The 20,688-nt window shown below is 63.2% G+C and carries 23 protein-coding genes; 14 read left to right on the top strand and 9 right to left on the bottom strand.

The features are described from left to right. Nucleotides 1-35: 35 nt before the first annotated feature. Nucleotides 36-335, bottom strand: a complete 300-nt coding sequence (locus tag OG2516_RS01610) for an ArsR/SmtB family transcription factor (RefSeq protein ID WP_007253848.1) — start codon at nucleotides 333-335, stop codon at nucleotides 36-38. A gap of 96 nt (nucleotides 336-431) precedes the next feature. On the opposite strand from OG2516_RS01610, the gene OG2516_RS01605 reads away from it, so the two are divergent. From OG2516_RS01605 to OG2516_RS01580, 6 genes are read left to right on the top strand one after another with little or no spacing between them, the layout of a single operon-like run. Beyond that, a complete protein-coding gene (locus tag OG2516_RS01605) occupies nucleotides 432-860 on the top strand; it encodes a YeeE/YedE family protein (RefSeq protein WP_007253847.1) in 429 nt (142 codons plus the stop codon). Nucleotides 861-870: 10 nt separating this feature from the next. After that, a complete protein-coding gene (locus tag OG2516_RS01600; RefSeq protein WP_007253846.1) occupies nucleotides 871-1,311 on the top strand; it encodes a YeeE/YedE family protein in 441 nt (146 codons plus the stop codon). Then, a complete protein-coding gene (locus OG2516_RS01595) occupies nucleotides 1,308-2,225 on the top strand; it encodes an MBL fold metallo-hydrolase (RefSeq protein ID WP_007253845.1) in 918 nt (305 codons plus the stop codon). The genes OG2516_RS01600 and OG2516_RS01595 overlap by 4 nt, the downstream gene beginning before the upstream one ends. Before the next feature lie 60 nt (nucleotides 2,226-2,285). After that, nucleotides 2,286-4,094 (top strand): SulP family inorganic anion transporter, encoded by a 1,809-nt coding sequence (locus tag OG2516_RS01590; protein ID WP_007253844.1) that lies wholly within the window; start codon nucleotides 2,286-2,288, stop codon nucleotides 4,092-4,094. A 33-nt stretch (nucleotides 4,095-4,127) separates the two neighbouring features. After that, nucleotides 4,128-5,519, top strand: coding sequence for an MBL fold metallo-hydrolase (locus OG2516_RS01585; protein ID WP_007253843.1), 1,392 nt, complete (start codon nucleotides 4,128-4,130; stop codon nucleotides 5,517-5,519). A 10-nt stretch (nucleotides 5,520-5,529) separates the two neighbouring features. Continuing rightward, nucleotides 5,530-5,988, top strand: a complete 459-nt coding sequence (locus tag OG2516_RS01580) for a protein tyrosine phosphatase family protein (protein ID WP_007253842.1) — start codon at nucleotides 5,530-5,532, stop codon at nucleotides 5,986-5,988. 83 nt (nucleotides 5,989-6,071) lie between these two features. Here OG2516_RS01580 and OG2516_RS20605 read toward each other — a convergent pair whose 3' ends face one another. Both OG2516_RS20605 and OG2516_RS20600 read right to left on the bottom strand, forming a co-directional pair. Then, a complete protein-coding gene (locus tag OG2516_RS20605) occupies nucleotides 6,072-6,224 on the bottom strand; it encodes a YetF domain-containing protein (RefSeq protein ID WP_245544265.1) in 153 nt (50 codons plus the stop codon). After that, nucleotides 6,187-7,848, bottom strand: a complete 1,662-nt coding sequence (locus OG2516_RS20600; RefSeq protein WP_007253839.1) for a sensor histidine kinase — start codon at nucleotides 7,846-7,848, stop codon at nucleotides 6,187-6,189. Before OG2516_RS20600 ends, OG2516_RS20605 begins: the two co-directional genes overlap by 38 nt. 244 nt (nucleotides 7,849-8,092) lie before the next feature. Between OG2516_RS20600 and OG2516_RS19290 the strand changes: the two genes are divergently transcribed. Continuing rightward, nucleotides 8,093-8,347, top strand: a complete 255-nt coding sequence (locus OG2516_RS19290) for a pyocin activator PrtN family protein (protein ID WP_009805206.1) — start codon at nucleotides 8,093-8,095, stop codon at nucleotides 8,345-8,347. 340 nt (nucleotides 8,348-8,687) lie between these two features. Here the strand turns inward: OG2516_RS19290 and OG2516_RS01560 are convergent, their stop codons facing one another. The 5 genes from OG2516_RS01560 to OG2516_RS01540 all read right to left on the bottom strand — a co-directional run bounded on the left by OG2516_RS01560 (nucleotide 8,688) and on the right by OG2516_RS01540 (nucleotide 13,685). Beyond that, nucleotides 8,688-9,095, bottom strand: a complete 408-nt coding sequence (locus tag OG2516_RS01560) for a hypothetical protein (RefSeq protein WP_083788409.1) — start codon at nucleotides 9,093-9,095, stop codon at nucleotides 8,688-8,690. Further along, nucleotides 9,092-9,487 (bottom strand): hypothetical protein, encoded by a 396-nt coding sequence (locus OG2516_RS01555; protein WP_007253837.1) that lies wholly within the window; start codon nucleotides 9,485-9,487, stop codon nucleotides 9,092-9,094. Before OG2516_RS01555 ends, OG2516_RS01560 begins: the two co-directional genes overlap by 4 nt. A 296-nt stretch (nucleotides 9,488-9,783) precedes the next feature. Beyond that, nucleotides 9,784-11,124: a hypothetical protein gene (locus OG2516_RS01550; protein WP_009805208.1), complete on the bottom strand. Its 1,341-nt coding sequence runs from the start codon at nucleotides 11,122-11,124 to the stop codon at nucleotides 9,784-9,786. 1 nt (nucleotide 11,125) lies between these two features. Then, complete coding sequence (locus OG2516_RS01545) at nucleotides 11,126-13,048, bottom strand: site-specific integrase (RefSeq protein WP_148234703.1); 1,923 nt, start codon at nucleotides 13,046-13,048, stop codon at nucleotides 11,126-11,128. Nucleotides 13,049-13,316: 268 nt separating this feature from the next. Then, nucleotides 13,317-13,685 (bottom strand): helix-turn-helix domain-containing protein, encoded by a 369-nt coding sequence (locus tag OG2516_RS01540; RefSeq protein WP_007253834.1) that lies wholly within the window; start codon nucleotides 13,683-13,685, stop codon nucleotides 13,317-13,319. A 213-nt stretch (nucleotides 13,686-13,898) separates the two neighbouring features. Between OG2516_RS01540 and OG2516_RS19830 the strand changes: the two genes are divergently transcribed. Together OG2516_RS19830 and OG2516_RS19285 are read left to right on the top strand one after the other, a co-directional pair. Then, on the top strand, nucleotides 13,899-16,067 hold the full coding sequence (locus OG2516_RS19830) for a hypothetical protein (protein WP_156799258.1): 2,169 nt from the start codon (nucleotides 13,899-13,901) through the stop codon (nucleotides 16,065-16,067). A 366-nt stretch (nucleotides 16,068-16,433) separates the two neighbouring features. Next, complete coding sequence (locus tag OG2516_RS19285) at nucleotides 16,434-17,096, top strand: hypothetical protein (protein ID WP_245544264.1); 663 nt, start codon at nucleotides 16,434-16,436, stop codon at nucleotides 17,094-17,096. Between the two features lie 364 nt (nucleotides 17,097-17,460). Here the strand turns inward: OG2516_RS19285 and OG2516_RS01530 are convergent, their stop codons facing one another. Continuing rightward, nucleotides 17,461-17,916, bottom strand: coding sequence for a MerR family transcriptional regulator (locus OG2516_RS01530; RefSeq protein WP_007253832.1), 456 nt, complete (start codon nucleotides 17,914-17,916; stop codon nucleotides 17,461-17,463). Between the two features lie 74 nt (nucleotides 17,917-17,990). On the opposite strand from OG2516_RS01530, the gene OG2516_RS01525 reads away from it, so the two are divergent. Genes OG2516_RS01525 through OG2516_RS01505 form a run of 5 tightly spaced genes read left to right on the top strand, consistent with a single transcriptional unit; the run spans nucleotide 17,991 to nucleotide 20,681 of the window. Beyond that, nucleotides 17,991-18,386, top strand: coding sequence for a mercuric transporter MerT family protein (locus OG2516_RS01525; protein WP_007253831.1), 396 nt, complete (start codon nucleotides 17,991-17,993; stop codon nucleotides 18,384-18,386). A gap of 13 nt (nucleotides 18,387-18,399) precedes the next feature. After that, nucleotides 18,400-18,696 (top strand): heavy-metal-associated domain-containing protein, encoded by a 297-nt coding sequence (locus OG2516_RS01520; RefSeq protein ID WP_040614868.1) that lies wholly within the window; start codon nucleotides 18,400-18,402, stop codon nucleotides 18,694-18,696. After that, complete coding sequence (gene merF, locus OG2516_RS01515; RefSeq protein ID WP_007253829.1) at nucleotides 18,693-18,923, top strand: mercury resistance system transport protein MerF; 231 nt, start codon at nucleotides 18,693-18,695, stop codon at nucleotides 18,921-18,923. Before OG2516_RS01520 ends, merF begins: the two co-directional genes overlap by 4 nt. A 12-nt stretch (nucleotides 18,924-18,935) precedes the next feature. Further along, nucleotides 18,936-20,351, top strand: a complete 1,416-nt coding sequence (merA, locus tag OG2516_RS01510) for a mercury(II) reductase (RefSeq protein WP_007253828.1) — start codon at nucleotides 18,936-18,938, stop codon at nucleotides 20,349-20,351. 3 nt (nucleotides 20,352-20,354) lie between these two features. After that, entirely contained in the window at nucleotides 20,355-20,681 is a 327-nt protein-coding gene (locus OG2516_RS01505) for a hypothetical protein (RefSeq protein ID WP_007253827.1), read from the top strand. The last annotated feature ends 7 nt before the right edge of the window (nucleotides 20,682-20,688 follow it).

Here is a 20,688-nt window from a genome sequence, read left to right as displayed (position 1 = left end):
GGGGACAAGGCGGCTTGGTCGTGGTCGGCCTCTTCCTATTGCGCGCAATACAACCTGTGCAGGGTTTCCAGCACCGCCGCGGCCTCAGTTCCCGACAGGCGATAATAGATCGTCTGGCTGTTCCGTCGCCTCTCGATCAGGCCCGCATCCTTCAGCCGCTTGAGTTGCTGGGACATGGTGGGCTGAGCGACGCCGCAGGCCTGTGCGAGCTCGCCGACGGAGCGCTCGCCTTCCACCAGGCGGCATAGAATTCGCAAGCGGCCTTCGGAGGCCAGCATCTTCATCAGCTCCGAGGCTCTTTTGATGTCGCCCTCGAGCAGGTCGTCGCCGGACATTACATTCTCCACCTTGAATATTCATAATTAGATATATATTGGCCGGTAGACGACATCAAGCGCGCTCGCTCCTGCGCGCCATCACGGAGCCGAGAGATGGAAACCACGTTTACCCCCTGGCTGTCGCTTGGCGGCGGCATGATGATCGGCGCGTCGGCGGTGCTGCTGATGGCCACCAACGGCCGGATCGCCGGCATTAGCGGTCTGACTTCGCGCATCTTTGCGCGCGGCAGCGATGGCGAGGCGCGGGGCGTTTCGGCCTTGTTCATCCTGGGCCTGCTGCTGGCGGCCCCGCTGTGGCTGCTGATCGCGGGCGACTGGCCGCAGCAATGGGTGCCGTCGAGTCCCGTCCTGATGGCTGTCGCCGGCCTTCTTGTGGGCTTCGGCGCCGTGTTCGGAAGCGGCTGCACTTCGGGCCATGGGGTCTGCGGCATCTCCCGCGGCTCCGCCCGCTCCATCGTTGCGACGCTCGTGTTCATGGCCGCGGCCTTCGCGACCGTTCTTATCACCCGTCACCTGATCTGAGGCTCGCGCCATGAAACAGCTTTTCGCCCTCGTCTCCGGCCTGATCTTCGGCCTCGGCCTGATCGTCTCCGGCATGGCCAACCCGGCCAAGGTGCTGAACTTCCTCGACCTCTTCGGCAGCTGGGACCCGAGCCTCGCCTTCGTCATGGGAGGCGCGATACTGGTGACAGCACCGGGTTTCGCCTGGCTCACACGAACGCGTGAGCGGCCGTTCTTCGACAGCGAGTTCCGCATCCCCCAGAAGAGCGATCTCGAGCCCAAGCTCATCGTCGGCGCCACGATCTTCGGGATCGGATGGGGTTTAGGCGGCTTTTGCCCGGGCCCGGCGCTTACCGCCCTGCCGATCGCGGCGACTGGCACTCTTGTCTTCGTTCCCTTCATGCTGATCGGCATGTGGGCCGCCCGCCACGTCCCCGACAACCCGTTCTCACCGAAAGGAGCCACTCAATGAGCGATCCGTTGAAGTCCCGCGTCGTCCGCCACTCGCCCTCCACCGGGACCGGCAGCCCCGATGTGTGGGGCATCTACGAGCCGGACACCGGCTCAATCCAATATATCTGCGCCGACCCGGTGACAAAGAAGGCGGCGTTGATCGACGTGGCCTGGAACTTCGACCACCGGAACTATCGCTTCTCGACCGAGAGCATGGACCAGGTGCTGGATCTTGTGCGCGAGAATGGGTTGGAGGTGGAGTGGGTTCTCGACACCCATCCGCATGCGGACCATGTGATGGCCTCGGCGCACCTCAAGGAGCGCACCGGCGCGCCCAACGCCATCGGCGCACTGGTTCCCGAAATCGCAAAGATCTGGGCCGATCTTTACAACCTGCCCGAGGCGTTCGACCCGGAGCGCGACTTCGACCGGCTGTTCGAAGAGGGCGAGACCTTCAGGATCGGCGAACTCGACGTGAAGATCATGCTCTCGCCGGGCCACACGCTCGGGTCGATAACCTACCTCTGCGGCGATGCGGCTTTCGTGCACGACACGCTGATGCAGCCTGATGTCGGCACCTCGCGCTCCGACTTCCCGGGGGGCAAGACGTCCGAATTGTGGGACTCGATCCAGGACATCCTGGCCCTGCCGGGCAACACGCGTCTCTTCGTCGGCCACGACTATGGCGGACCCGACCGGGACGAGCCGATGTGGGAGGCGACGGTCGACGAGCACAAGGCGCACAACAAGCACGTCAAGGACGGCACGGACCGCGACGACTACATCAAGCGCCGGCAGGAGCGCGACGCGACGCTGCCGCTGCCCGACCGCATCCTCGCCGCGCTGCAAGTGAATTTGCGGGGCGGGCGCCTGCCGCCGGCGGAGGATGACGGCAATCACTACCTGAAGCTGCCGGTGAACCGCTTCGACTGAGGCTTGGGCGGGCGGTCTCAGGGCCGTTCGCCGCTCCAACAAGATTTCGGACCTGACGCCATGTCACTGTCACGCTACTTCCCGATTCTCGACTGGGGCCGCCGCTATGATCGGACCGCCCTGACCGGCGATGCGGTGGCGGCGGTGATCGTGACGATCATGCTGATCCCGCAGTCGCTTGCCTACGCACTGCTGGCTGGCATGCCGCCCGAGGCGGGCATCTACGCCTCCATCGCGCCGATCCTACTCTATGCGATCTTCGGCACGTCCCGGGCCCTGGCAGTGGGACCGGTGGCCGTGGTCTCGTTGATGACGGCGGCGGCGGTGGGCAACATCGCCGAGAGCGGCACCGCAGGCTACGTCGCCGCGGCCCTAACGCTGGCGGCGCTGTCCGGCGCGATGCTCCTCGCCTTGGGGCTGCTGCGGTTGGGCTTCCTCGCGAACTTCCTGTCGCACCCTGTCATCGCGGGCTTCATCACCGCCAGCGGCATCCTGATCGCCGCCAGCCAGCTACGGCACATCCTGGGAATAGAGGCCGAGGGCCACACACTGCTCGAGATCGCGAAAAGCCTTTGGGCGCATCTGGACGAGGTAAACGTCATCACCCTCGCGCTCGGCGCCTCGGCCACGGCGTTCCTCTACTGGGTGCGCGGCGGGCTGAAGCCGCTGCTGCGCCGGGCTGGTCTCGGCCCGCGGGCGGCCGATATTGGCGCCAAGACCGGACCTGTGCTGGCCATCGTGGCAACCACCCTTGCGGTTTGGGCCTTCGATCTTGAGGCGCGGGGCGTGGCCATCGTCGGCGAGGTGCCGCAAAGCCTGCCTCCGCTCACCGTGCCCTCTGTCTCGCCGGAGCTGCTTCGGCAGCTTGCGGTGCCCGCCCTGCTGATCTCGATCATCGGCTTCGTCGAATCCATCTCGGTCGCCCAGACCCTGGCCGCCAAGAAGCGCCAGCGCATCGATCCCGACCAGGAGCTGATCGGCCTCGGCGCCGCCAACATGGGCGCGGCCTTCACCGGCGGCTTCCCGGTGACAGGCGGCTTCTCGCGCTCCGTCGTTAATTACGATGCGGGGGTCGAGACGCCGGCGGCCGGGGCCTTCACCGCTATCGGCCTTGCGCTGGCGGCGCTGTTCCTGACGCCGCTGATCCACTACCTGCCCAAGGCGACGCTGGCCGCCACCATCATCGTGGCGGTGCTGAGCCTGGTAGACCTGTCGATCCTGACGCGCGCCTGGACCTTCAGCCGCGCAGATTTCGCCGCCGTCTCGGTCACCATCCTGCTGACGCTGTTTGCCGGGGTCGAGTTGGGGGTGACAGCGGGGGTGGTGACTTCGATCCTTGTGCACCTCTACAAGACCTCGCGGCCGCACATGGCCGTGGTTGGCCGGGTGTCCGGCACCGAGCACTTTCGCAACGTGCTACGGCACGAGGTAGAAACACAGCCGCACGTCCTGTCGCTGCGGGTGGATGAAAGCCTCTATTTTCCCAACGCGCGCTACCTTGAGGACCAGCTGGGCGCCTTCGCCGCCGACAAGCCGGATCTCACCGACGTGGTGCTGATGTTCCCGGCGGTCAACGAGGTGGACCTGTCGGCGCTGGAGTCGCTCGAGGCGATCAACACCCGCCTGCGCGATGCCGGCATCCGACTGCATCTGAGCGAAGTGAAGGGACCTGTCATGGATCGCCTCCAGCGCAGCCATTTCCTGGACGAGCTGACGGGGGAGATCTTCCTGAGCCAACACGAGGCCGAGCTTCATTTAAGGAATCCGGAGGCCGCGCGAGCCCCTGCGAGCTCGGGCGTCGCGGCGAAAGGCGCAGCGCGATCGGCGGAATCGCTCCGGTCAGGTGGAGCAAGCCGGAACGGTCCATGAAACGAGCAAGTTAATTCACAAGGAGGACCTGTCATGACCCTGCGTTTCGAACAGATACTGGCCGACGGCGTCGCCGAATGCTCCTACCTGCTCGGCGACGACTCGGCCCACACCTGCGCCGTCGTCGACCCGCGCCCCGACGTGGAGGTCTACCTCGAGACCGCCCGGCGCTTAGGCCTCGCCATCACCCATGTCTTCGAGACCCATATCCATGCGGATTTCCTCAGCGGCGCGCGCGAGCTGGTGGACCGCCTCGGCGGTCAGGCCAAGCTCTATGTCAGCACCGAGGGCGGGGCCGAATACGGGTTCGAGCATGAGCCCGTGCGCGACGGCGACGAGTTCACCTTCGGCGGCATGCGTATGAAGGCGCGATATACCCCCGGCCACACGCCTGAGCACGTCTCCTACCTGCTCTTCGACGGTGACACCGAGACGCCGTGGGGCGTGCTCTCGGGCGATGCCTTCTTCGTGGACAGCGTCGGCCGGCCTGACCTCCTGGGCGACGACCAGTCCGAGGAGCTGGCCGAGAAGCTCTTCCACACCGTCCGAGATGTCTTCATGGCGCTGCCCGACGACGTCATTATCTACCCCTGCCACGGCGCGGGGTCGGCCTGCGGGCCCGACATCGGCGACCGGATGTCCTCGACCATCGGCTATGAGCGGCGCTTCAACAGCTACGCCCAGATTGAGGAGCTGGAGAAGTTCAAGAAGGCGATCCTGGGGGACGCCCCTCCGGTGCCGACCCATTATCCGCGCATGAAGAGGGTGAACGCAAAGGGCCCGGAGGTGCTGCGCAACCTGCCGCGGATCGAGCCGATGACCGTGGAGCGCTTTGCGGAGGCGGCGGAGGGGGGCGCGCAACTTCTCGACGTGCGCGACATGATGGATTTCGGCGCGGGCCACGTGCCCGGAAGCCTGAACATCGGCGCGCGGCCGGAGCTGTCGGTGTGGGCCGGCTGGTTGCTCGATCCAGAGAAACCGATCTACCTCGTCCTACACGAGGATGCTGAGCTTCCAGACGTGTTGCGCCTCCTCTGGCGCACCGGCTTCACCGACTTCGGGGGCTACCTCGCGGGCGGCATGGCGGCTTGGCGCGAAGCGGGGCGGGAGTTCGCGCAGATCCCGCAAATTTCCGTGCATGAGCTGCACAAGGCGAATGACTTGCAGCCGCTCGACGTGCGCAAGCCCGATGAGTGGGAGGGTGGGCACGTCCCGGGCGCCCGCCACGCCTTTCTCGGAGAATTGCGGGAGGAGATGGACAACCTCGATCGCTCCACCCCCTACGCCACCTATTGCGCCAGTGGTTTCCGCGCCTCGATCGCCGCCAGCCTGCTGAAGAAGAACGGCTTCGAACAGGTGTGCAACGTGCCGGGTAGCTGGAAGGCCTGGAGCGCCGCTGGCTACGACGTCGAGAAACCGAGTTAAGGAGAACACCATGCAAGATACGGTTCAGATCAACGATCGCTTCACGATCGCCAAGTTCGCGCCCGAGGCCGATCAGGTCCGGCAGGCCGCGCAGGAGGGCTTCAAGTCGCTCATCAACATGCAGACCGATGACGAGGACAAGAAGCTGAAGATGAAGCCGCAGGAGGAAGGTGAGGCGGCGAGAGAGGCCGGTCTGACCTTCCTGCATCATCCGGTCGACGGCGAGAAACTCTCCGAAGACCTTGTCGATGACTTCCGCCGAAAGGCCACCGACCTGCCGGCCCCGGTGCTGGTTCACTGCGCCTCTGGCAAGCGGTCCGGGGCCTTCGTGATGATGCACATCGGCTGCGAGCAAGGCCTGACCGGCGATGAGGTAATCCGCAAGGCCGAGGAAATGGGCTTCGAGTGCGACACGCCGGAGCTGGAAGACTTCGTGAAGAGCTACGTGAATAGCCACAACGGCAAATGACTGCACCGGGCCGGGGACACCTACCCCCGGCCTTGGAGCCCCCATCCGTCCCCGAGACGGGGCCTGCACCTCCAGCCGCGATATCAGGCGCTATTCTTCGATATCACGCTGACTTGCCCATTGCGTTCCAGATGGGCCTCCTCGACCTCCAAAAGATCCCGCAAGCCGTTCAGGCGCAGCAACTCAGTGATGTCGTTCTCACCGAAATGAGCCCTCCGAAAAGCCTGCCGGTCCACCTTCCCATCGCGGACAAGGGTTATGGGACGTCCCTTGACGAGGCGGGAGATCAGCTTCGAACGCGGTGCCAGTGCTGTGACGCCGACATAAAGGCCTACCAACAAGCCGGTAGCGACGAGGGTAGGTAGTAGCGGGGCATTCCCTGTCAAAGCGCGGCTCAGGCTCGATCCCAGGATCACGGTCAGGACGATGTCTTGAGCAGATAGGTTCGAGAATGATCGTCTCGGGGCAAGCCGGTAGAGCAGGATCGCGTAGAAAAAAATGATGACGGCGCGGAGGCTCATCTGCCACCACGCGATATGCGGCGTATCCTGCCCAATCAGATAATGGAATGTCTCCATTCTTTCGGCTCCCTTTTTCCCAGGCAGGATGCCACGGCTCGGGAACGGGCGAAACCGAGGGCGGAATCGCCTTGCCTCGCAGCGCCTGAGAAGGGATGCCGTCGCTACACTCCCGGCGATACTCGGCTGCTGCGCCGGGGCCGTCATCGCTCGTCGAGTCGAGCGTGAGTGGCAGCTTCACGGCGAACCGAGCACCTCCGTCCGGGCTGCGCCCCCAGGTTACTTCGGCCTCAAGCTTCTGTGCCATTGCCTGGAGAATGACCATGCCAAGACCCTTGCTTTTGTGCGGGTCGAAATCTTCCTCCAGTCCGGGCCCATCGTCGTCGATCAGCAGTCGCAGATGCCCTTCGGTCGCATCACCCTGAAGGCCGATACGCTGAGCGCCGCTCTTGACCGAGTTCAACACGAGCTCGGTGATAAGGTGACCCAACGAGACCAATTGGCCCCGGTCCAGCTGAAGCGATGGACATTCCACCTCGATCAATCCGCCTTTGGGGCACAGCGGGAAGAGTTCACGGCCCAGCACCTCCAAAAATAGTGCCAGATCCCCGTGCTTCGAGTGGCCGGGTAGGCTCTGCTGAATATGCCGGTTGGCCTGCGCGATGGCTCTAATGCGCGCGGCGATGTCGTTGAGTTCTGTTGCGACCACCCCGTCATGCTGCGCCGCCTTGCGCCGCGCGACCGAAGAGATGAGCTGCAAGCTGTTCATGATCCGGTGCTCGACCTCCTCAGCGAGAAGTTCCTTCTCCCGCACCTCTCGCCGCAGCGCTTTGTGCATGTCGATCGCCTCGCGCCTCAACTCGAGCTCGTCCATGACCACGGCTGCCAGCTCCTCGAGGATCGCCGTCTGCGCGGACGTGATCTCACGCGGCTCCTTGTCGATGACGCACAGCGTGCCGAGGCCGTAACCATCCTGGGTCCTGAGCGGGATACCGGCGTAGAAGCGGAGCCCGAACTCACCCGCGACCAGCGGGTTGGCAAGGGCCACCGGCTCAACGGAAGCGTCGCTGAGAATCCACGGGCCGTCTTGCAGGATTGCAGAAGCGCAGAGCCCCGGGTCCCGGGGAATTTCCTCCACGCCGTCCAGCCCTTCATGGCTCTTGAACCAGATGCGGTCCTCATCAACGATCGAGATGATGGCGATTGGAACATCCAGCAATCGCGCGGCCAATCTGGCGACTCGATCAAAGGCACCGTCGGGGGGCGTATCCAGCACAGCATACCTGCGCACCGCTGAGAGCCGTGCTCTCTCTTCCTGAAGTGGCAGGTCGAAGTGATTCATGATGGCTCACATGCAGTGGTTCATTGAGCCAGGATATAGGGAGGGGATGAAGGCGACAAACGCAATCTGCCGCTTCCCGGTAGCCGCGGTCTACTACGCGCTGATCGACATGCAGCCACAAGCAGCGTGACCCATACTTATCAGCCTCCAAGGAAACCGGGGCGATTCATGACGTTGCGTAAGGGTGATTTTTTGCCAATGCGGACTGAACCCAGATCCTGAGTATCCTAATGTGGAGGCTCAAATGGATACTACGGAACTGCTTCTGAAACACTACGGCTTCCGACCGTATATCCCTCTGGCGGAGGCCGGATCTCTTTGGGGGCATACGGAGAAAACCATGAAGGACAAGATCGACTCCGGTGAGATCCGATTACCATACTTCACCTCGGACGGGAAACAGAAGTCCGTAAAGCTCGTTCGCGTGGCGAATATCGCTACCATTCTTGATCAGCGATCGGCTGAAGCTGACAGAGAGTTTGCGAAGCTTTGGAGTTGACAAACTGAGTCACGACCTTCGAATTCCATGTCTCTATAGGCGTCAGGCAAAGCGAAATCGTTGCTGCGGGGGGCTTTCGTGTCTCTTAACGGCATAGATTCAGTGGCTCTTTGGCCAGGGTTACCCTGGGTCGCAGATACCGCAGTGCGCGTCGTAAACTGAATTTGAGGCAATTAGCTTGGTCGTGACCGCAGGGAAGGATGGCCTCTGGTCAATCGCCTGCCGGCTCCAGCAACAGAAAAACAGATCGCACCTGCACCTGTGCTTACAGTCATCCCATCCAAGAGAGAGGGCAGCTTCGCTCCGTCAAGGCGACGCGCCCGGAGACGCGCCGTGGGGCTCATTGGGCTAAGAGCGCGCTGGTTATCTCCAAGGCATAGGCCGCATTCAGGGCGCCCTCTACTTCACTGGCGAGGTCGACGAGCTCCGCCTGGAAGTGCTGAAGGCCGCCCGCCCGGGCGGTCCGCACAGGTGCGTGATAACCACAGTCCGGGTCATGCTCGTGCCCTCGCCAAATGAGCGTCGTCCCCTCCTCAACCTCTCGCTCGATCCGCAGCGTGAAGGCCTCCAGATCCCGGAGGAATTTCTCGCTCACGATATCGCGTGCCGCGATCCGCCGGCTGATGTTGCCAGCGAAAGCACGATCCCTTGTCTCGAGCATCGGAATGATCTTCTCGTCGAGGCATTTCCCGACGACGCGAGCCTGCCGAAGCGCGTCGGCAACGCGTTGTGCAATGAGGTCCATCATGCTGCCTCCCCGATTGCCGCGGCGGCGCAGGCCCGCAAAGCCTTTAGGCCGCGCTCGAGAGCTTCGGCACATAGCCGGGCGTCGTCGGCGCGTGGATCATCTGGATGTAGCCCGATGAAGCAAATCGCTTCCGGACTATCGAGGTCATCGGTGAAGTCCAGCATCAGAAGGCGATGCAATGCGATAAGGTCGTCTTCGATCTCCTCAGGCTTCGATTGATCGGCCAAGGCATCGATCGCCGATTGAGCCTTGGCCGCCCAAGGCGCCCCACCAAGCAGGTCAGCCGCCGCGACAAGTCGATCACCATCGGCCTTGAGCCAGGCGATGAACTGGCGACGGATTTCTGCGGCCAGAAGCGTGGCGCGCATGTCGTTTTTGATATCATGGTGCATATCAGGGATCTCCTTCGAGAATTCCCAAGCCTCCAGTGGCTCGGGTCAAGTGCGGACCGCGCTTCCGGTCCGAAATCGTGAAGCCTCCGGGTGTATCTTCTGATTTTTCGACGTGCGGGCGTTGACCGCGCCCTCCGAACCGGGCGCGGTCAACAGCTGCACGATCCACAGCTGCCTTCTGCCGGCCACCATGTCCTGATGCTGCACTTCAGTGCACAGAATTTACTGAGCTATGGTGAAGCCGCCTCGGTCGCTTTGAGCACGGCTCGACGGCGCAGCGGGGCCCCGCCTCTGTATCAGCGGACCGACTGCGCCGAGACAATCTCTCGCACTTGGCTCCAGATTTTTTGTGACGCTGCCCCACCACATTCGGCGCGATAGGGTGCGGTCGACCGGCGGTCGGCGTGCCCAAGATGCGTGGCGATGACATCAGCGGCGTGTGCCGGATCATGACGTCTCATGTAATCCGCAGCCAAAGTTCGCAGGTCGTGGGAAGGAACGCCAATCGCGGCCGTCGTCAGCTCGGTGGGAAGGTTGCGATAGGGCTGGGTGTAATTGAGCGAAAGCCAGTTCTGGCCAACGAGTTCGTTGTAACGAACATGAACGAGACGCTCGGGACGACCGCCGAGAACCCACTCATCCAGGATGTCGCAGATCTCCGGCCAGATAGCTCCGGTCTCCGTGGTGCCTCCTGTCTTCTCCTGGTCCCATTCGGCGCGCCAGGTCCCGTCCATTTCACGGACAAGTTCTTCACCGAACCGCCACGAAACGAGGTCGCCCTTCCGCGGCGGCTTGTTGAGAATGACGGCACAGACGACGGCCTGCTGCATGCAACGCCGTCCAGCCGCACTATGCGCGGGCAGATCTTGCGCGCGCGCTCTGAGTTCGCCGATCCTGTCCGCGACGTGCGCATACCCTCCTCTCTCCATCAGTTCCGATAGCCGCTCATACTTGTCCTTCTCGTCGAGCGCGGCCTGATCCCGCAGGTCCCGCCAGATGACCCGCATTGCAGTCAGGCTCTCCTCAGCAACCCCACCTTTGGCGCCAAGGGCGATCAAACCGGCGATGTAGTTGGCGGCGGTGACCGGCTTCACGCGCCGGGTTTCGTCGGGATGGAACATGAACGCTTCAGCCAGTTCACAGGCTGCAACGAACCCGTGCCTCTCCGAAGCCAAGCCCTCGGCGACGACTGCGGCGCATCGATCGATGCTGGCGAAGTAGCGCTTCCGGGTGCTGACCGCCATCGGTGCGGCATCGAATTCCCGTTTTAGCTGCTGCCAAGATGCAGGCCAGTCGGCCCCCACGGGCTTCGACGCATTCGAGGCAGCCTTTGCAGACGATTTCTTTCGCCGGGCATACCATTCTTCGCTGACGCGCTTGGCGGGTGCGGTGGACAGGTGAGGCGCATATGCACTCAGGGCACGTAGCAGACAGCGGAATGTCGATTCAGAAGCGGCGGCGGCGCGGTAAGCCTCCGCGGGTGGCATCGACAGGTCGCCCCTGACCGCGCGGACAGCCGACCAGAAGCGCCCCATGACCTGCGCTGCGCCTGGTTCGAGATGCTGAGCGTCGTCAGACATCGCCCGCCTCACAGCCGCAGGCGCATCCTTGAGGACCTTAGAGAGATCGAGCTTCATGTCATGTCCTTCGTTGCATGCGCGCAAAGACGTCGGGATGCTGCGCGAGCAAGGACTCGCGCACGGCCACCGCCGCGGCCTCGCCGCTGTCCTTGCCGTAATGACGGCGCGCGACTTGTTCTGTGTTCGCAAGAACCGAGGCGACATTCGCGAAATCGCCCGGCCGGACCGCGAGCATCAGCGTCGCGAGCGCGTGGCGACACTGATGCGGCGTCAGTCCGAGGCCCAGCTGCCGGTCGCCGAGGTCCCAGAGCTCCATGATCGACGCGACGGACATGCATCCCGTCGGCAAGTTCAGTCCTGATTTACGTAACCTTGGACTGGCGGTGCCTGGAAAGAGATACGGGGATGGCTCGATGCCGCGGAGCTTAATGAGCTTCGGCCGGTCGACCTGGTCCCATTGCCACAAGACTTGGGCGTCCTCGCCGTGCACGTTCACGATTACACTCTGGCCGTTCTTCACTTCGCCCCCCGAGAAGCGGATCTCGGCATGCTCTCCGTCGACAATCCAAGTCAGGTTGCGTGGGCAACCCGGAGTCGCCTTGCGGCGGGTCATAAAGAGATTGGCCGGACGTAGCGCTCGGCTGACCTGAACGGCGTAGGCTGCGGCACAGGCAGAGAGGCGCAGACCGCGCTCCATCGCGAATGTGCTCGACGCAGCCTCAAGCTCCCTGTGCGAAATGGCAGCGAGGCGCGCCGGCGCATGCACGAATGCGGCCGCAAGCTGCGGAGATTTGCGCAACCGGTCGCATATAGCCTCCGCATCTGCGGTCATCTCGTCGGGCGAGAGAATATAGTCCGCGTAGAACAAGCGGACGAGACCGATCCGGGCCAAGATCTCGGGATCGCGCAGACCGTGTCTGGCGACGGTCGTGAGATTTGTAATACGTGACCAGAGGGTCGAGCTCTCGTCCGCATCCTTGAGAGACACGGTCGATGCGCTTCGCGCGATCTGAGCGTCGCATGCGGCCTCCAAGGCATCGGTGGTGAAAAGATCGCGCAGCGCCGCAAGGCCGGCGAAACCGGCCTCGGGTGAGTAGCTTTCGCGCAGAAGCCAGGTTGTGGCTTGCCGGTAGCCGGCCGTCGCCGAGTCGATGTTCTTGGGCGGGCGATCCTTCTTGCCCACGCGCTCTGCAATCTCTTTGTCGACCTCGACAGCAGTCCGGCCGAGCTTTATCTGCTCCTTCGCCCACGCCTTCAGGTCCGCCGGCTGGCGCAAAGTCTGCCGAAACACGTCTTCGGCATCCGCGCGAAAGGATGCCGGCAGTGATTGCCACACGATACGCCGCGCCCGGTCCGACGCGGCCGGAACGATGAAGTCCTCGGGCGGGAGCAGGTCCGCAAGCTCCGGCCAGGAATTGTGGCCGCGTCGGAGCGCAGTAATGCGCTGTGCGAATTTCCGCAGGGTCTTACGCCCATCGGGAGTAGCGTCGTGCCAGAGACGGTCGAACTCCTCCTGGTCGAGGTGCGGCAGGGCAAGGCGAGCCCGCGCCCGGACCAGAAGGAACGGTTTGTGCGTGCTCGTCGAAAAGAGCGCGCTACGGTCGACGAATCCCTCATTCTCTTCGATGAACGCGATCGCCTTGTCGTAACTCGTCTGGATGTCCGCGTTCGAAGTGACATGGCCGCGCGCTCCGAGAAATCGTTGCAGGGCCGAACGGACACGGGAATTCCCGCGGTTGCGGGCTTGCTCGAGGTTCTTCGAGCGGGACACCGCACCGTAGGGCGAAACCGCGATCACCTTCTCGAAATAGCCAAGCTCTGCCGGAATGAGATCCAACTCTTCTTTGGTCAGGTCGAGCCGCGTGGCGACCTTCTCGATTTCATAAACGGTGTCGCGGCTCTCGTCGGCCTCCTTCGCCCAGTCCAGAAACTCAGAGAACATCGGCGGGGCGGCGTTGGTCAGTGTGCAGTCGTGTTTCATCTTTTCGATCTCCAGGGGTGGGGCCTCTCGGGCCGCCTTCACGCGGAAAGGCGGCTCGTGTGGCCCGAGCCATGGACCTCGTTCGGTCCCTTCAGGAGATCGCGCCCGGCGGAGCGTCTCGCACAGTCTGTCGTGATTTTCCCGCGTTCCGCAGGATCGCCCCCAAACATAACGCCGATTTATGTTCGGGGACGGATGTGCGACAGCCGGGGTCGCCCCGCTCGTGTCGGGATGATCCCTGTCCCATCTGTGCGACCGAGAGGCGAGGTCACGTCCACCATCCCACGGGAAGATCGACGCCCCGCAGCTTCAGCCAGTCGGTCACGTCATGAGGGTTGCAGCGCACGGCACCGAAGACGCGGCGCGTGGGCATCCCATCGTCAATCCACCGCTCGACGGTGCGCACGCTGACGCGGAGTGCCCCGGCAATCCGCTTCTTGCAAAGCAGGTCATCCTGGTAGCGAGTAATCCGAGAGCGTTTCGGCATCGGTCCGTCCTCGCAGGCCCACACATCCGGCCAGGCGAGACGGAAGACCCGGCCGATGCGGATCGCCTCGATATCACCGGCCCGGATCTTGCGCCGAACCGTGTCGGGACGCAGACCGTAGTGTTTAGCAACTTCCTCAACCGACAGCATTTTTTCCTCCTCACTTTGGACCTGAGAAGGAAATAGTCCCCAATGCGGCCGGCAAAAAACGCGTCGGTGCTGCAAAGGTGTGCTCTGCCAATTGATATCTTCAATTGAGCGACAACACCTTTGTAGCTGCGACAGGGGACAGGGCAGCACGACGCAGCAAATTTTTCCGCGACAGCACCTCGACCCAGTTCCTTCCAAACGAAGGAGCACCGAGTGGACCAGTCACCAAAGTTCGACCTAAGCAGATCAATCCCGTCCTGGAGGGATGTCGATGACGCGCGGCGGGATCTCGCCCGCCTGATAGAGGACTTCGTCGCGCAATCCGTGGAAGCGCACAACACCGAGGACCCGGAGCCAGTCTTGGCCGTGAAAGTCACGGCGGGAACCGGCAAGACGGGAGCGGCACTCAATGCCCTCGCGCACCATGCGGAGCGACTACTCGCTCAAGGGCATGTTCTTGTTCACACACCGACACTCGAGCTTGCGTCCCGCGCTTGCGCGGACTTCCGCAAGATCGCCCCCGGTATTCCATCTGCCGTCGTGCGGGGTCGCCAAGCCGCTGATCCTTCTCGCATCGGCCACAGGATGTGCGATCGGCATGAACTGGCAGCGCGGCTGGAGGGACTTGTTCCGTCGCTTACGGAGGCGATGTGCTACGCTGAGCAGGAGGACGGGACCGCATACGAGGCGCCATGTGCAGCCCGATGCCCGTATCTGGCCCAGAAATCGGAGGGGGGTGCGAAAGTCTACTTTCTCTCGCACGCCTATTTGAAAGCTCGTCCGCCAATTGACCAGAACCACCCCGTGGTCCTCCGCATAATCGACGAGAAGGTCTGGCCGACCTTGTCACAGACGATACCGATATCTATCGAGAATTTCATGCGAGCCCCGGCCTTAGGTTTCTCCCACGTTCTGAGACCTGGCTTGAACAAGGCGCGCTCGGCGATCCTACATGCTCTGCAAACCGGCGCACCCCTTGCCGAGACCCTCGCAGATGCGAAAATCGGGGATCAGGCGCTCAAGAATCTCAGCAAGGAAGAGGCAGCGTCACGGGTCGCCCTCGATATACGACCGTGGGACTCGGATGAGCAGGCTGCGCAGAAGCTCTCTGTATTTCAGCTGACCGACTTCAGGGCCTCACGGCTTCGTCAGCGGGTCTTCGAAGAGATTGGCGAGCGCCTTCCTGCATCGTCAATCCGCCTGAGCTATTGCGATGAACTCGAACGCGGTGAAGCTCGCCAGTTTATCAAGTTTCATGCCTTGGCTCTCGTGCCGCGAGATGCACCGGTTCTTTTGCTCGACGCGGACATCGATGACGAGATCGTGGAGAGGATTGCTCCAGGGGCCCAGATCCGCCAAATCGAAGTGAAGCCGAAGGCGAATGTAATCCAGATTGCGGATCGCAACCTGTCAAACAGTTGGCTCTTGAACCCGGAACATGGGCCGAAACGGCAAGCCGCTATTCTCGATGTTGTAGCCCGGGAGGTCGATCGAGCTCAGGGCGGTGGCGTCTTGCTTGTTGCGACCAAGGCGGTCTTGAAGGCGTTACATGCAAAGGCAGGACAGCCCGTGGGCGAAGATGTAGAAGAAGGCCTCCGCCAAGATCTCTGCGGTGCGTCAGCACGATGGTTTGGACCAAGCACCCAGGGCGTGAACGACTTCGAAGGCTACACGACAATCATTGTCGTTGGTCGTCTACAACCGCGACCGTCGGCAATCGAGGATGCGACGCGTTGCATTTTCGGTGATGACGAGACACCTCTGGTCCCGAATGGCCCATTCATGCTGCCAGAACGACCGGCTTGGCACCTGATGGACAACGACGATCTAATCAAGACCAGTTGTCGGACCCACAGTGATCCTCGCGCTTGCCGCGTTCTCTCACAGATGCGTGAATGCCAAACCTTGCAGGCGATCGCACGCCTTCGACTCGTAAGTCCGAGCAAGCCGAAGCGTGTTGTGGTTCTGAGCAGCCTCCCTCTTCCGGGGTTCCCGGTTACCCAGCTCGTGCCTCTCGAAGCCGTGCTACGGGGGATTGAGCAAGAGGCCGATGTTTCCGGATACATTCGCCTGGAACGGGCGCTGCGCGCGACGCGGGGTAAGTCGGTTCGGGGAACACGCCTTTCAGCGGCCGGTCTCGCGGCAGACCTGCCGAAGGACTTCACTTCTGTAGATGTTGCCCGAAATTTTCGGCGCGGTCGGACATCTCACATGCTTCTGCGTATGGCAAAGCGGATTGCAGCAAGGAACGGATGGCCAATCTCTGTCCTTTCCCTCCGCCGAGCTGGAGGTGGCAAGCCCACACCAGCGATTGTCTTGTGCTCAAGCCAGGATGCGGTGCCTTGGGCAAAGAAGCTCTGGCCAGGCCTGACGGCAAAATAGCACTGCGTCATGGGCACGCCTCCGCGGCATTATCCGGGTCGTTAGTATTGGCCTCGGAGCCGATCGATGTTGCGATGGCAGGAGGCTGAGTAGCAAGACGATGCACTGCCTTGGCACGTATGGCAGCAATCACCAAGCTCTCGCCTGCCTCTGTGTGCTTTCTATTCGCCAGTTTTCCGATGAAGATCAGGAGGATGCCTAACTGGATGCCATAGGCGTGCAGCCAAGTCGCCTACCCCGAAATCTGGAGAAAAGTTTTTTTGTTTGCGAGGAAGAGACCAATCTTCATGACAGAAGCAACATTGAGCCCAGGTTTGTCAAACCGGGTTTGACAAACCGAAAGGCAAACCTGCCATGACAAAGTCCGTGAAGAACAAGACGAAAACCGGCGGCCGCCCTCACAGTTACGATCCCAACCTCGTGCACCAGATCATCGCCGACGGCCTCGCCGGCGGAACACCTGCGGCCAAGCTGGACGCTCCTTACGTCAAGGAGAAGCTGTGCACAGAGCACGGCGTAAACGGCACGATCCGCAAAGAGGCCCTCGAGGCCTTGGTTGATACCGTCCATGCAGAGCTTGCGGAAGCCGAAAATGTTGCGCTCCTGAAGTCTCTGCCCGAAGGCATCGCATCTGCCGTCGACGCCGCTGTCGCGGCTGCGGGGCGCAAATTGCAGCTGGTGGTGGCCCGCCAGCACGCGGCTTCTCAAGGCATCGCGGACAAGTCGTGCGAGGAACTGCGCGCCGACAAGCGCATTGCGCAGCATCGCGTCGCCGAACTTGAAGGCGATCTCGCCGACGAGAAGAAAGCTCGCATAAGGATCGAGGAAGAGCGTGACGCGCTTGCGAGGCAATTGGCCGACGTTCAGGAAGAGCTAAGAGTCGCTCGAGCAGAGGTCGATCGGCTTGGTCGCGAGTCCACCGGCTTTGACCGCCTACTCGCTGAACTGCGCAATCCGGACAACAAGGCCGACATTCGTGCGGCCGTCTCGGACATAATGGCTACCTCGTCACCAGAACCGGCAGAGTAAGGCGAGGACAGCGCCGGGAGGCGGCCGCCCATTCGGGCGGCCGTTCCCCCGTTCAAAGGATAGGTTTCTCGGTCGAGGGCCAGCCGAATTACATGGGTCGAAGCCAGAGCGAACAAGATCCGGTGCCAAGATCCATGGCCCGGGGGGCCGCATGGGGGACGGGCCATGCCGCTGCTTGGCTGGTTGAAACGTGACGAGGATCTGAGAGCGGCGGATCGCGCAGGTTGCTGGACGAGGTGTCCGAGCTCAGCCACGGAGAGGGCAGAGAGAGCCTACTGGTCCTGGGCGTCGTTCGCTGCGGCCGCGAACCGTCCGGCACTAAGGGCGGATACCGGTCTTTCGCTGCATCTCGCATGAATGGCAGCTATTCGGATGTCCTTGCTACCCGTTCTGGAACGGCCTGGCCCTCGCTGAGAACATCGAGCAACGGGCAGTCAGGGGTATCGCTGCCAGTGCAGCGTGCGATGGTTCCGGCGAGAACGGTTTCGATCGCCTGAAGGTCTCGGATCTTGTCGCGGACGACGTCGAGATGGTGCCGTCCCACCCGCTCGACCTCGGCGCAGGTATGGCTGCCGCGATCGACCAGGGACAGCAGGCCGCGGATCTCTTCCATGGTGAAACCAAGATCCCGGGCGCGCATCACGAAGTTCAGCCGTTCCACATGAGGTGAGCCGTAGCGGCGATGGCCCGACGCCGTGCGCGGCGGATCGGGCATCAGGCCCACGTTCTCGTAGTATCGGATCGTCTCGAGATTGCATCCAGTCAGGCGCGCGAGATCTGAACGCTTCAGATCGCTCGCGACGGCGTGATCGTCAGACATAAGAAAACCCCTTGATCCTGTAGTTGCTACAGACCCTATCTTGCCTGTCATCAAGCGACAACCACGGTGAAGCGATGAGCGAGATGACTGAGACCGAGCGACAGGCACAAAACCATCCGGACAGGTCGGGATGGGCCGCCACCGGCGCCGGGGTGCTCGGCGCATTGGCAATGACCTCCTGTTGCGTCCTGCCGCTGGTGCTTGTCAGCCTTGGCGTGACTGGCGTGTTCATCGGCCAGCTGACCGCTCTCTACGCCTACAAATGGGTGACTTTCTCCCTCGCTGCCGCCGCGCTCGGCTATGGTTTCTGGAAGGCCTATCGCCCCGTGCCTGCGGACGTCTGCGACACGGGCACCTGCGCCCGGCCGGTGGACCGGGGCGTGATGCGGGCGAGTCTTTGGGGCGCGCTGGCCGTCGTGCTGCTCGCCTTGGCCTTTCCCTATGTAGCCCCGCGCATTCTCACCTACTGATAAGGAGATTCCGATGAAACGAACCCTTCTTGCCACAGCTCTGATGCTGGCCCCTACAATGTCGCTGGCCGGCGAGGCCGAGACCCGTCTGCATGTCACCGGGCTGACCTGCCCCTCATGCAGCTACATCGTCGCCGCCGCTCTGAAAAAGGTAGAGAGCGTCCGGATCGCTGAGTTTTTCGAGGGCGAGGCTGAGGACGGCACTTACTTGCTGCAATATGACGACGCCGTCATTGAACCCGAAGCTATGGTCGCTGCCGTGACCGGCGTCGGCTACGGGGCGTCACTCGTTGCCGAGGGCAGATCGTGACCCAACCCCAGACATCCTCGGGCAAAAACGACCGCCTTCTGAAATACGGGCTGATCGGCACTGTCATCGCGGCGCTGTGCTGCTTCACGCCGATCCTCGTGATCCTGCTGGGCGCGGTCGGGCTGTCGGCCGTGCTTGGCTGGCTCGACTTCGTGCTCCTACCGGCACTTGCGCTGTTCCTCGGCATCACCCTCTACGCGCTTTGGCGGCGCCAACGCATCAACTGAAGAGAGACTGACATGAGAGATTGCTGCACCCCCAAGGGCGGCGCCTACGACCTCGCCGTGATCGGCGCCGGCTCGGCGGGATTCTCGGCCGCGATCACCGCCGCCGAAGCCGGGGCGCGGGTCGCCTTGATCGGCGATGGGACCATCGGCGGCACATGCGTCAACGTCGGTTGCGTGCCCTCCAAGGCGCTGATCCGCGCCGTCGAGGGACTGCACCATGCCCGCGCTGCGAACCGGTTCGACGGCATCGAGGCCGGGGCCCGCGTCACCGACTGGGCCGCGACGGTGGCGCAGAAGCAGGCGCTGGTGGAGGAGTTGCGCGCGGCGAAATACGCCGACGTCCTGCCCCGGCACGAGAACATCGACCACGTCGAGGGCCACGCTCGGTTCGACGACGCGGGCCAGCTCACCGTGGACGGCGATGTCTTTCCGGCGGCGAAGATCGTCATCGCGACCGGCGCCCGCCCGCATGTGCCGGCGATCCCCGGCATCGAGGCGGTCGACGCCCTCGACAGCACCTCGGCGCTGGAGCTGACCACGCTGCCCGCCTCCATGCTGGTCGTTGGGGCGGGTTACATCGGTGTGGAGCTGGCGCAGCTCTTCGTCCGCGCTGGTGTCGAAGTGACGCTGATCAGCCGCCGCGGCGTGCTACCGGAAGCCGAGCCCGAGATCTCCGAGGCGCTGGAGGGTTACCTGTCCGAGGAAGGTATCCGCCTGGCGCGGGTCAGTGGCTATGAGAGCGTGGCGCGCGACGGCGGCAGTGTCCGCCTGACCGGAACGGGCGGAGAGAGCTTCGACGCCGAACGGCTGCTGCTCGCTACCGGCCGGGTGCCCAACAGCGATCGCTTGAACCTCGGCGCCGCCGGGATCGAAACTGACCCGCGTGGCGGGATCGTCGTCGACGCGCAGATGCGCACCGCCAACCCGGATATCTGGGCGGCGGGCGACGTCACCGGGCGTGACCAGTTCGTCTACATGGCGGCCTATGGCGCCAAGCTCGCCGCCCGCAACGCGGTGGCGGGCGAAGCGCGCAGCTATGACAATGGCACAATGCCCTGGGTGGTGTTCTCCGACCCGCAGGTGGCGGGCGTGGGGCTGAGCGAGGCGCAGGCCCGGGCCGCCGGGCACGAGGTGATCACCTCGGTCCTGCCGCTCGACGCCGTGCCGCGCGCGCTCGCCGCTCGAGACACGCGCGGGCTGATCAAGCTGGTGGCGGAGGTAGGCAGCAAGCGGCTGTTGGGCGCGCAGATCCTCGCCCCCGAGGGCGCAGACAGCATCCAGACGGCAGCGATGGCGCTCAAGGCGGGGCTCACCTACCAGGAGCTGGGCGACACGATCATGCCCTATCTCACCACGGTGGAGGGGCTGAAGCTTGCCGCCCAGACCTTCGAGAAGGACGTGGCCGCGCTAAGTTGCTGCGCAGGGTGACCCATGAGTGACAAGTCTTCGCGCGATCTCCTTGGCTCTGTCAGCGGCTCTTTCATCGCTTGGTGGCTGCCCCTCGGTGCCATGCTTCTGGCGATCCCGCTGTCCGATGGCCCCAAGACGGTGATCTGGCTTTTGGCGCTGGTCTGGATGGGCGGGGCCTGCCTGCTCAACGCCCGACGCTGCGGGCGTGTCCATTGCCGCTACACCGGGCCCTATCTGCTGGCAATGACGTTGCCAGTGCTGGGCCACGGCACCGGGCTGGTGCCGTTGGGCGGCGAGGGATGGCAATGGCTCGGCCTCGCGGTCGGCGGGGGCACCGCGGCGATCTGACGGCTGA

It is taken from the genome of Oceanicola granulosus HTCC2516 (assembly GCF_000153305.1).
GTDB classification, from domain to species: Bacteria; Pseudomonadota; Alphaproteobacteria; order Rhodobacterales; family Rhodobacteraceae; genus Oceanicola; species Oceanicola granulosus.
Note: the sequence above shows the minus strand (reverse complement) of the source record. Positions and strands in the feature narration are given on the sequence as shown.

Excerpts from the sequence above, each read along its gene's own strand:
- OG2516_RS01610 (WP_007253848.1), bottom strand. The coding sequence starts at position 335 with ATGTCCGGCGACGACCTGCTCGAGGGCGACATCAAAAGAGCCTCGGAG.
- OG2516_RS01605 (WP_007253847.1), top strand. The coding sequence starts at position 432 with ATGGAAACCACGTTTACCCCCTGGCTGTCGCTTGGCGGCGGCATGATG.
- OG2516_RS01600 (WP_007253846.1), top strand. The coding sequence starts at position 871 with ATGAAACAGCTTTTCGCCCTCGTCTCCGGCCTGATCTTCGGCCTCGGC.
- OG2516_RS01595 (WP_007253845.1), top strand. The coding sequence starts at position 1,308 with ATGAGCGATCCGTTGAAGTCCCGCGTCGTCCGCCACTCGCCCTCCACC.
- OG2516_RS01590 (WP_007253844.1), top strand. The coding sequence starts at position 2,286 with ATGTCACTGTCACGCTACTTCCCGATTCTCGACTGGGGCCGCCGCTAT.
- OG2516_RS01585 (WP_007253843.1), top strand. The coding sequence starts at position 4,128 with ATGACCCTGCGTTTCGAACAGATACTGGCCGACGGCGTCGCCGAATGC.
- OG2516_RS01580 (WP_007253842.1), top strand. The coding sequence starts at position 5,530 with ATGCAAGATACGGTTCAGATCAACGATCGCTTCACGATCGCCAAGTTC.
- OG2516_RS20600 (WP_007253839.1), bottom strand. The coding sequence starts at position 7,848 with ATGAATCACTTCGACCTGCCACTTCAGGAAGAGAGAGCACGGCTCTCA.
- OG2516_RS19290 (WP_009805206.1), top strand. The coding sequence starts at position 8,093 with ATGGATACTACGGAACTGCTTCTGAAACACTACGGCTTCCGACCGTAT.
- OG2516_RS01560 (WP_083788409.1), bottom strand. The coding sequence starts at position 9,095 with ATGATGGACCTCATTGCACAACGCGTTGCCGACGCGCTTCGGCAGGCT.
- OG2516_RS01555 (WP_007253837.1), bottom strand. The coding sequence starts at position 9,487 with ATGCACCATGATATCAAAAACGACATGCGCGCCACGCTTCTGGCCGCA.
- OG2516_RS01550 (WP_009805208.1), bottom strand. The coding sequence starts at position 11,124 with ATGAAGCTCGATCTCTCTAAGGTCCTCAAGGATGCGCCTGCGGCTGTG.
- OG2516_RS01545 (WP_148234703.1), bottom strand. The coding sequence starts at position 13,048 with ATGAAACACGACTGCACACTGACCAACGCCGCCCCGCCGATGTTCTCT.
- OG2516_RS01540 (WP_007253834.1), bottom strand. The coding sequence starts at position 13,685 with ATGCTGTCGGTTGAGGAAGTTGCTAAACACTACGGTCTGCGTCCCGAC.
- OG2516_RS01530 (WP_007253832.1), bottom strand. The coding sequence starts at position 17,916 with ATGTCTGACGATCACGCCGTCGCGAGCGATCTGAAGCGTTCAGATCTC.
- OG2516_RS01525 (WP_007253831.1), top strand. The coding sequence starts at position 17,991 with ATGAGCGAGATGACTGAGACCGAGCGACAGGCACAAAACCATCCGGAC.
- OG2516_RS01520 (WP_040614868.1), top strand. The coding sequence starts at position 18,400 with ATGAAACGAACCCTTCTTGCCACAGCTCTGATGCTGGCCCCTACAATG.
- merA (WP_007253828.1), top strand. The coding sequence starts at position 18,936 with ATGAGAGATTGCTGCACCCCCAAGGGCGGCGCCTACGACCTCGCCGTG.
- OG2516_RS01505 (WP_007253827.1), top strand. The coding sequence starts at position 20,355 with ATGAGTGACAAGTCTTCGCGCGATCTCCTTGGCTCTGTCAGCGGCTCT.